This is a genomic window from Protofrankia sp. CiP1_Cm_nod1, assembly GCF_920888515.1.
In the GTDB taxonomy this organism is placed as follows: Bacteria; Actinomycetota; Actinomycetes; order Frankiales; family Frankiaceae; genus Protofrankia.
On record NZ_CAKKTM010000449.1, the window covers coordinates 1 to 7,874 of the forward strand.

10 protein-coding genes and 2 pseudogenes are annotated in these 7,874 nt (G+C 71.9%); 4 read left to right on the forward strand and 8 right to left on the reverse strand.

Annotated features, from left to right (window positions below; genetic code table 11):
• Positions 1-584 (reverse strand): annotated as a pseudogene (locus tag NBX02_RS20510) (class I SAM-dependent methyltransferase); the annotation flags it as partial.
• A 373-nt stretch (positions 585-957) separates the two neighbouring features.
• On the opposite strand from NBX02_RS20510, the gene mshA reads away from it, so the two are divergent.
• A complete protein-coding gene (gene mshA, locus NBX02_RS20515) occupies positions 958-2,253 on the forward strand; it encodes a D-inositol-3-phosphate glycosyltransferase (RefSeq protein WP_250292606.1) in 1,296 nt (431 codons plus the stop codon).
• Positions 2,254-2,347: 94 nt separating this feature from the next.
• Positions 2,348-2,839, forward strand: a complete 492-nt coding sequence (locus tag NBX02_RS20520; RefSeq protein ID WP_250286451.1) for a type III secretion system chaperone family protein — start codon at positions 2,348-2,350, stop codon at positions 2,837-2,839.
• A gap of 139 nt (positions 2,840-2,978) precedes the next feature.
• Here the strand turns inward: NBX02_RS20520 and NBX02_RS20525 are convergent, their stop codons facing one another.
• A complete protein-coding gene (locus NBX02_RS20525) occupies positions 2,979-3,509 on the reverse strand; it encodes an FABP family protein (protein WP_250286455.1) in 531 nt (176 codons plus the stop codon).
• A gap of 416 nt (positions 3,510-3,925) precedes the next feature.
• Here NBX02_RS20525 and NBX02_RS20530 point away from each other — a divergent pair, with 416 nt between their 5' ends.
• Both NBX02_RS20530 and NBX02_RS20535 read left to right on the forward strand, forming a co-directional pair.
• Positions 3,926-4,288 carry a DsrE family protein gene (locus NBX02_RS20530; RefSeq protein ID WP_250286450.1) on the forward strand — a complete coding sequence of 121 codons (363 nt, stop codon included), beginning with the start codon at positions 3,926-3,928 and terminating at the stop codon, positions 4,286-4,288.
• A gap of 179 nt (positions 4,289-4,467) precedes the next feature.
• Positions 4,468-4,692, forward strand: coding sequence for a hypothetical protein (locus NBX02_RS20535; protein WP_250286453.1), 225 nt, complete (start codon positions 4,468-4,470; stop codon positions 4,690-4,692).
• A 161-nt stretch (positions 4,693-4,853) separates the two neighbouring features.
• Here NBX02_RS20535 and NBX02_RS20540 read toward each other — a convergent pair whose 3' ends face one another.
• The 6 genes and pseudogenes from NBX02_RS20540 to NBX02_RS20565 all read right to left on the reverse strand — a co-directional run.
• A complete protein-coding gene (locus NBX02_RS20540; RefSeq protein WP_445548558.1) occupies positions 4,854-5,153 on the reverse strand; it encodes a DUF1416 domain-containing protein in 300 nt (99 codons plus the stop codon).
• Between the two features lie 4 nt (positions 5,154-5,157).
• Positions 5,158-5,991, reverse strand: coding sequence for a sulfurtransferase (locus NBX02_RS20545; RefSeq protein ID WP_250286447.1), 834 nt, complete (start codon positions 5,989-5,991; stop codon positions 5,158-5,160).
• A complete protein-coding gene (locus NBX02_RS20550; protein WP_250286445.1) occupies positions 5,988-6,401 on the reverse strand; it encodes a DUF4395 domain-containing protein in 414 nt (137 codons plus the stop codon). Before NBX02_RS20550 ends, NBX02_RS20545 begins: the two co-directional genes overlap by 4 nt.
• A gap of 169 nt (positions 6,402-6,570) precedes the next feature.
• Positions 6,571-7,350, reverse strand: a complete 780-nt coding sequence (locus NBX02_RS20555) for a thioredoxin family protein (RefSeq protein WP_250286443.1) — start codon at positions 7,348-7,350, stop codon at positions 6,571-6,573.
• A complete protein-coding gene (locus NBX02_RS20560) occupies positions 7,326-7,559 on the reverse strand; it encodes a hypothetical protein (RefSeq protein ID WP_250292609.1) in 234 nt (77 codons plus the stop codon). The genes NBX02_RS20555 and NBX02_RS20560 overlap by 25 nt, the downstream gene beginning before the upstream one ends.
• 51 nt (positions 7,560-7,610) lie before the next feature.
• Positions 7,611-7,874: pseudogene (locus tag NBX02_RS20565) on the reverse strand (hypothetical protein); the annotation flags it as partial.

The following is a 7,874-nucleotide window of genomic DNA, read 5'->3' on the forward strand; positions in this document are numbered from 1 at the left end:
GGCCCGGATGCTGCGGCGGGCGCTGTGGCGGGCGCCGACGGCATCGGCGTCCCTGCCGGGCGCTCGGCAGCGAACCAGCAGGCACGCCGGCCGATCTCGTCGCAGGTGCCCTCGACCAGCAGGCCGCCGGGTGCGATGCGCTCGAGCATCGCCGCCCAGGCCGGGGCGACCGCCGCCTCCTCGTACTGGCGCAGCACGTTCATCGCGCGGACCAGCACCGGGCGCAGCCCGGCGAACTCGAAGCCGCCACGGGCGAAAACCAGCCCCGGTGGGCGCGCGGCCGGGGCCGCCGCGGCGACCCGCTCCCGGTCGATCTCCAGCCCGACGACCCGGACGTCGGGCCGCAGGGGCCGCAGCCGCTGGTAGAGCTCCACCGTGGTGACCGGCGACGAGCCGTACCCGAGATCGACGACAAGCGGGCCGGCGGTGGCACGTAACCGGGCCGCCTGTGTCCCGACGATCCAGCGGTCGACCCGGCGCAGGCGGTTGGGAGCGGTCGTCCCACGGGTGGCGAGCCCCAGCGCTCTGGCGCGGCCCGCGGCCAGCCGCGGCTCGCGGCGGCCGGTGGGGGAGGTACCTGACACGCGTCCACGATCGCAGAACCGGCTCGGCCGCCCCTGTCGCGGGCATCCGGAGCCGGATGCGGAAAAAACCGGTGAATCTCACCTGTCACCCAATCGCCGGTTCGCCGCGCCGCTGGCAGGATGAGTCCGGGTGTCCGTCAGAAGAGAGCCCATGACGGACCGCGACGGCGGATGCCGGCAGGACAGGGCCGGCGAACCTGATGGCGGTATCCGGTTACGGGCCGCAACCTCGGTTGCCTGTCGTTGTTGAGAGGCAGCCGTGGATGCGGCCGTCCGGCGCCGGACGGCCACGCCCGGGGCGGCTGATGCCGGGCATGCGGCCCCTGGATCGGTTGTTCGCAGGACCGGGCTGTCCGATGGTCGGTGAGTCCGGATGGTGTGGAGGTGGTTGGTGCGTCGGGTCCGGTCGGGCTTCCCTCGTCGGGTCGCCATGCTGTCGATGCACACGTCACCGCTGGAGCAGCCGGGTACCGGCGACGCCGGCGGCATGAACGTGTACGTGGTGGAGCTGTCCCGGCAGCTGGCCCTGCTCGGCACCGAAGTGGAGATCTTCACCCGCGCCACCAGCAGCAGGATGCCGCCGAAGGTCACCCTCACGCCGGGGGTCACGGTACGTCATGTCGCCGCCGGGCCGTTCGAGGACGTCGGCAGGGAGGACATGCCCGCCTGGCTGTGCGCCTTCACCGCGGCCGTGCTGCGGGTCGAGGCCGCGCACGAGCCCGGCTGGTTCGACGTCATCCACTCGCACTACTGGCTTTCCGGCCAGGCCGGGCTCGCGGTCGCGAGCAGGTGGGCCGTCCCGCTGGTACACACCGCCCACACGCTGGCGAAGGTGAAGAACGGCGCGCTCGCCGACGGCGACCGCCCTGACCCACCGCACCGCATCGCCGGCGAGCAGGACGTCGTCGACCGCTCGAACCTGCTGATCGCGTCCACCGAGGACGAGCGGCGCCACCTGGTCGATCTCTACGGCGCCGCCCCCGAGCTGGTCGACGTGGTGGCGCCCGGCGTCGACCTGGAGGTGTTCCGCCCCGGGGACATGGCGGCGGCACGCGGCCGTGTCGGTGTCCCGCCAGACGCGCTGCTGCTGCTGTTCGTGGGGCGTATCCAGCCGCTGAAGGCGCCCGACATGCTGCTGCGCGCCACCGCGCACCTGCTGGCGCGTGAACCGGCGCTGCGTGACCGCCTGGTCGTCGCGGTGGTCGGCGGTCCCAGCGGATCCGGCCTGGACCGTCCGGACTCGCTCGTGAAACTCGCGGCCGAGCTCGGCATCTCCGACATCGTCCGGTTGCAGCCCCCGGTGCCGCAGCCGGAGCTCGCCGACTGGTACCGGGCCGCGAGCGTGGCCGTGGTGCCCAGCCACAGCGAGAGTTTCGGCCTGGTCGCGCTGGAGGCCCAGGCCTGTGGGACGCCGGTCGTCGCGGCCGCGGTCGGCGGGCTGCGGACGGCGGTCCAGCACGACGTCTCCGGCATCCTGGTGGCGGAACGCGACCCGGCCGCCTATGCCGACGCCCTGGCCCAGGTGGTCGGCCAGCCACGCCGGCGCCGGCGCCTGGCCGCCGGGGCGGTCGGGCGGGCAGGGGAGTTCGGCTGGTCCGTGACGGCACGCGGCGTTCTCACCGGTTACCGTAACGCTGCGACACCGGTTACCGTCCCGGCAACGGCCTGACGCCGCGCGGCCGGCTGCGGCCGGCTGCGGCCTGGAAAGTCTCCGGTGGCCACGGCAGCGATCCAGATGAGGATCATGGTGGAGGTGGGAACCGGTGTCAGTACCTGTCGACAGTGCCGAACGGGCACGCCTCGGCCGCCTGATCGACGACGCCCTGGCGGAGCTGGGCCTGCCCTACGAACGGGTGACCGAGGACTCGTTCCTCGTCACCCTGGAGGGCGAGCACCGGCTGCGGACGATGACCTGGCTGGTGGTGGGGGACCACACGCTGCTCATCGAGGCGTTCTTCATGCGCCGGCCCGCCGAGAACGAGGCGGGCACGTACGCGTTCCTGCTCGGGCGCAACGCGAGGACCTACGGCGTGCACTTCTCGGTGGATCTCGCCGGCGACGTCTACCTGACCGGCCAGCTTCCGCTCACGGCGGTCACCGCCGACGAGATCGACCGGCTGCTCGGGTGCACCCGCACCTATTCGGACGAGAACTTCGATCCGGCGGTCGCTCTCGGGTTCGCCGGCGCCATCGCGCGGGAGAAGGCCTGGCGCGCCCGGGTCGCCGCCGAGGAGGCCTCCCGGATGCGCGCCTGACCTGGCCGGCATCCGACGGCCCGGCCCGAACGCGCGGCCGGCTCGGCCACCTGGCCCGGCCGGGCCGGCCAGCCCGAGTTCGCACCGCTCGGACGCGCCGAACGGGCCGAACGGGCCGAACGGGCCGTGCAGGCGGCAGTCAGCCAGCGGCCGGTGCCCGCTGGAGCCGGGCGGACAGGTGCGACTGCAACGGTTTGCCCTCGGCCGCCATGTCGATGGCGTAGGCAAGATCACCTTCGACGAAGCCGTACAGCCGCTGGGAGCGGTCCACCCGGCGCGCGGTGGCCGTCCTGATCACAACGTTGGAACGCAGCTCCACCCGCGTCCCGGCGACGTCCCCGACGTAGATCTCGCTGATCCCGAAGGGATGGGCGAGCATGACCTCCACGGTGGGCGGCCCGTCGCCCTCCGCGGGCTGCACCCGCCAGAAACCGGTCTCGGTCGCCAGCGGGCTGCCCTCGCTGCGCCCGTCCCGGGGCTCACCGACCCACCAGGTGTGGGACGTGTAGGACAGGGCGGGACGCCCGGTGCTGAAAAAGACGATCTCCTGGCCGTAGCGGAAGGCGTCCATCCCCTCGTAGCCGCCGACGCCCTCGCCCCGCCAGGTGCCCAGCAGGAAGGCGATCGGCAGCAGGCTCGGGTGCAGGTCGATCACCGGCCCGGGCCGCACGGTCACGTCCACCCGCCGACGGCGTGCCCGGGTACGGACATGGGTACGGGCACGACCGGGACGCTCAACGCTGACCCGAGTACAGCTTGTACACCGCGTACACGGAGAACCACCCGATGAGCACCGCTACAAAGATCAACAAAGCGGTGAAAAATATTTCCAGCACGGGACCAGTTTAGCCGTGAGCGCACCCTTCCCGCCCCGCTGGCGGTGGCTGTGTGACATCGGCCAAGCCGCCTGGCCCCGCGGAGCGGGGCCTTCCGGTACCGGCGGGCGGGCCCCGCGGCGGTGCGCGCCGGGCCTGTCCGGGCGGCCGCGTCCCACCACGGCAGCCGCCCGGCACGGCACGGGCCGGGCCGGGCCACCGGTACGGGCCGGGCCAACCGGTACGGACCATCCGGTACAGACTGACAGCCATGACAGCCTCACTGGTCATCAAGGCCACCGCGGGCGCGGACGCGCCGGAACGGTGCTCACAGGCGTTCACGGTCGCCGCGGTCGGGCTCGCCAGCGGCGCGGACGTCTCCCTGTGGCTCACCGGCGAGTCGGCCTGGTTCGCCCTGCCCGGGCGTGCCGCCGAGTTCGCGCTGCCCGAGTCGGCCCCACTGACCGGGCTGCTGGACGCCGTCCTGGCCGGCGGACGCGTGACCCTGTGCACGCAGTGCGCGGCGCGGCGGTCCATCGGCCCCGACGACGTGCTCCCCGGGATACGCATCGCCGGCGCGGCGGTCTTCGTCTCCGAGGTGCTCGCCGACGGGGCGCGGGCTCTCGTCTACTGACGGCCGTCCGGTACGTCCCGCGCTCCGCGGGCGTCCGCGGGACTGTGAGTAGCCGGTCGGCAGGACCGTGCGTGGCGCCGTACGCAAGCTCCGCAACCGCTCTCGCGGCAGCGGACCACGCACGGCACACGACACGGCTCCTTCACGGCGCCGGGAGGATGCGGTTTGGTGGTTGTGTGATGCACGAATCCGAGGTCCTGTACGCAGTTGTCCAGTTCGACGGTACCGCGCAGCGGACGGTCCGGCGTGTCGTCGCACCATTTCCGGACCGGAGCTCCGCCGCGCTGTTCGCGGTCGACAACGACCTGCGCAACTACACCGTCGGCCCGATGTCGTTCGCCGTACCCACCCGGGCCGTACCCGTGTGCCACGGCGTTCCCACGCCCCGGGCCGGCGGTTCCTGAGCGTCGCGAATCCACCCCCGTACCGGAACACCGTCCGCAGCACACGGAGATGGGCCTTTTCAGGAGGTCCGGAATTTCTCCGGATCCCGAAAAGGCCCATCCGGGACGGGTCGGGAAACCAGCGAGGCCCCAGGCCCCGCCCTGTGGAATTCCCCGGTTCCCTAGGCCGCGACCTCGATCTCGGCGTCGACGGGCTCACCCTGGCGGGCGACGACCTTCCGCTCGCCGGACGCGCCCGGGACGAGCGCCCGGACGGTCCACGAGCCGGGCCGGGCGAAGAAACGGAACTGCCCGGTCGCCGACAGCGGAACCTCCGCGGTGAAGTCGCCGCTCTCGTCGAGCAGCCGGGCATAACCCGAAGCGACCGGTGAACCATCCTTCAGTACGACGCCCTGGATGACAGTTTCCTTTGCCACGTCAATTCCTTCCAGCGAGGGTCCGCCACGGGGCGCGCCACACATGGTCTCAGGCGTCCTTCTCGATCGGGACGCCGACCAGTGAACCGTACTCGGTCCAGGACCCGTCGTAGTTCTTGACGTTCGGCAGGTCCAGCAGCTCGTGGAGAGCGAACCAGGTGTGGGCCGAGCGCTCGCCGATGCGGCAGTAGGCGATGGTGTCCTTGCCCAGGTCCACCCCGGCCTGCGCGTACAGGGCGGTCAGTTCCTCGTTCGACTTGAAGGTGCCGTCCTCGTTCGCGGTCTTCGCCCAGGGGATGTTCCTCGCGGTGGGGATGTGCCCGGCGCGCTGCGACTGCTCCTGGGGAAGGTGGGCCGGGGCGAGCAGCCGGCCGGCGAACTCGTCGGGCGACCGGACATCGACCAGGTTCCTCGTGCCGATCGCGGCGACGACCTCGTCCCGGAAGGCCCGGATGTCGGTGCGGGCGTCCTTGGCGACGTACTGGGCCGCCGGCCGGTCCGGGAGCTCCTCGGTCAGCTCGCGGCTGTCGAGCTCCCACTTCTTCCGGCCGCCGTCGAGCAGCCGGACCTCGCCGTGCCCGTACAGCTTGAAATACCAGTAGGCGTAGGCGGCGAACCAGTTGTTGTTGCCACCGTAGAGAACGACGGTGTCGTCGTTCGCGATGCCCTTGCCGGACAGCAGCTTCTCGAACTGCTCCTTGTTGACGAAGTCGCGGATGACCGGGTCCTGCAGCTCCGACTTCCAGTCGAGCCGGACCGCGCCGCGGATGTGCCCCTTGTCATATGCGGAGACATCCTCGTCGACCTCGACCAGGACAACCTTGGGATCACTCAGATGTGCGTCGACCCAGGCGGCATCGACAAGCGCGTTGGCGCGACTCATGCTTGCGCTCCTTTCACAGAACGTATGGCGAGATATATCTGGCAACCGAGGCAGAAGCCGATCGAGGCATTCAGGAACGCCGCGACGAACGCGAACGCCGTGGCCACGTACCCCAACGCGGCGACGTCGGCAAGAAAACCGGCCGTGCCCAGCACGCCGAACACCGCCCCGACCGCCTGCGCGAAACGCGGTGGCCGCTCGTCCTCCAGCTCGGCGGGTGGCCCCAGCCGAGGCTGGACCAGCGTGCGGTACAGCACCCCGTACGGAGCACGACGGACACCGATCAGCGCACCTGTCAGAAATACCACGGTCTGCGCGAGGAGCAACCAGCCATTCGCGGTCAGCAACACGACCGCGAGGACAGCGCTGGTGACCGCCGCACTGAACCTGGGACCTCTTGGGTCGACCACGAGCTCATCTCCTGACAGGCGAGTCCGCCGACGGCGGACGGCATCAACGCACAGATCAGGAAAATGGACACAGCGAGCTACGTACACGGCACAGATCGACCGTGCGGCGCCGGACGAGCTCAGTGGAGAACATAACCCCCTGACCGTAGCAGTGAACATGAGGGATGTGTTATCGATCCGACGGCCAATCAGGCCGGTCGGACACATCGATCATGGTATTGTCCGCTGCCGCGGCCGGATCCCGCCCGCGCGGCTCACCGACCGCCAGTTCCAGCGCCGCCAGAACGGCCGCCCGCCCCGGTGGGGCGCCGCTGGCCCGGCAGACCTCGCGAGCCCGCGCGTCAAGGACGAGGACGGTCGGCGTACGCCGAATCCGCAGCCGCCGGACCAGCTCGAGGTGGGATTCCGCGTCGACCTCCACATGCCGCACGCCCGGTACGCCGCTCGCGACGTCCGCGAGGATCCGCCTGGTCGCCCGGCAGGGCGCGCAGAAAGCGGTGGAGAACTGCACCAACGTGGCCCGCGCCCCGGGGGCCACCCCGAGCGCGACGAGTTCGGCGTCCACCGCGGCCAGCGAACCCGCCTCGTCCGGGCGGATCCCGTCCGGGCCTGCATCCTCCGGGCCTGCATCCTCCGGACGGGCCGGGCCGTGTGGGGCGGCCGGAGCTTCGTCGCCGTCCGTCACCTTGTTCTCCCCGTCGTTGTTCTCCCCGTCGCTCACGTCGCCGCCGCCGCTCACGTCGCCGCCGACCGGCTGGGCCGCGGCGGTCGCGATGGCATCCGCCACGGCCCCGTCAGGTACGACCGGCGCCGCCGGTGCCGACGGGCCCGGACGGACCACCCGGAACCGCCCGTCCCGCAGCCGGACAAGCACAGCCAGCCCGACAGCGCATCCAACAGCGGCCACCAGCACCCACAAACCGGTCACGCCAGGGAGCAGCGCATCCACCCATCCACCTCATTCCCCCACCGCGCACCGGCGATGGTGCCGGCGACGTGGGAGCGGGCGTAGGGGTGAACTGCCCGCCCGCCCGCCCACCTCGTTTCCCGGCCGCGCGCGTTCTTCGTCCCACTTCCCCGCACGGATGGGGCCTCGGCCCGCTGCTGGTCCTCGGCGCCGTCGGCCTGCCCCTTCCCCGCACGGGTGGGGCTGTTCACGGGTGGGGCTGTTCACGGGTGGGGCTGTTTCAGCGCGGCCTGGGCACGGCGTCAGGTACCCAGCAGCAGGTGGCCCACCGCGTACACGAACGCGGCGGCCGTGGCCAGTGGGAGGATCGCTACCAGCGGCCACCCGACAGGATGGCCGTCGTGCTGGGGTGCCTGCCCGGGGATGTCGGCGGGCGCTGCCGCGCCGCCCGGCTCGGCCACGGGCTCGGCGCGGATCTCGGTGGCCGCGCGGGCGACGGCACGGTCGGCGACAACCGCTGCCACGGCGGCGGCGACCGCGATCAGCGCCGCCTCCCAGGCGGCCGG

Excerpts from the sequence above, each read along its gene's own strand:
- mshA (WP_250292606.1), top strand. The coding sequence starts at position 958 with ATGGTGTGGAGGTGGTTGGTGCGTCGGGTCCGGTCGGGCTTCCCTCGT.
- NBX02_RS20545 (WP_250286447.1), bottom strand. The coding sequence starts at position 5,991 with ATGAGTCGCGCCAACGCGCTTGTCGATGCCGCCTGGGTCGACGCACAT.
- NBX02_RS20535 (WP_250286453.1), top strand. The coding sequence starts at position 4,468 with ATGCACGAATCCGAGGTCCTGTACGCAGTTGTCCAGTTCGACGGTACC.
- NBX02_RS20530 (WP_250286450.1), top strand. The coding sequence starts at position 3,926 with ATGACAGCCTCACTGGTCATCAAGGCCACCGCGGGCGCGGACGCGCCG.
- NBX02_RS20540 (WP_445548558.1), bottom strand. The coding sequence starts at position 5,153 with ATGTGTGGCGCGCCCCGTGGCGGACCCTCGCTGGAAGGAATTGACGTG.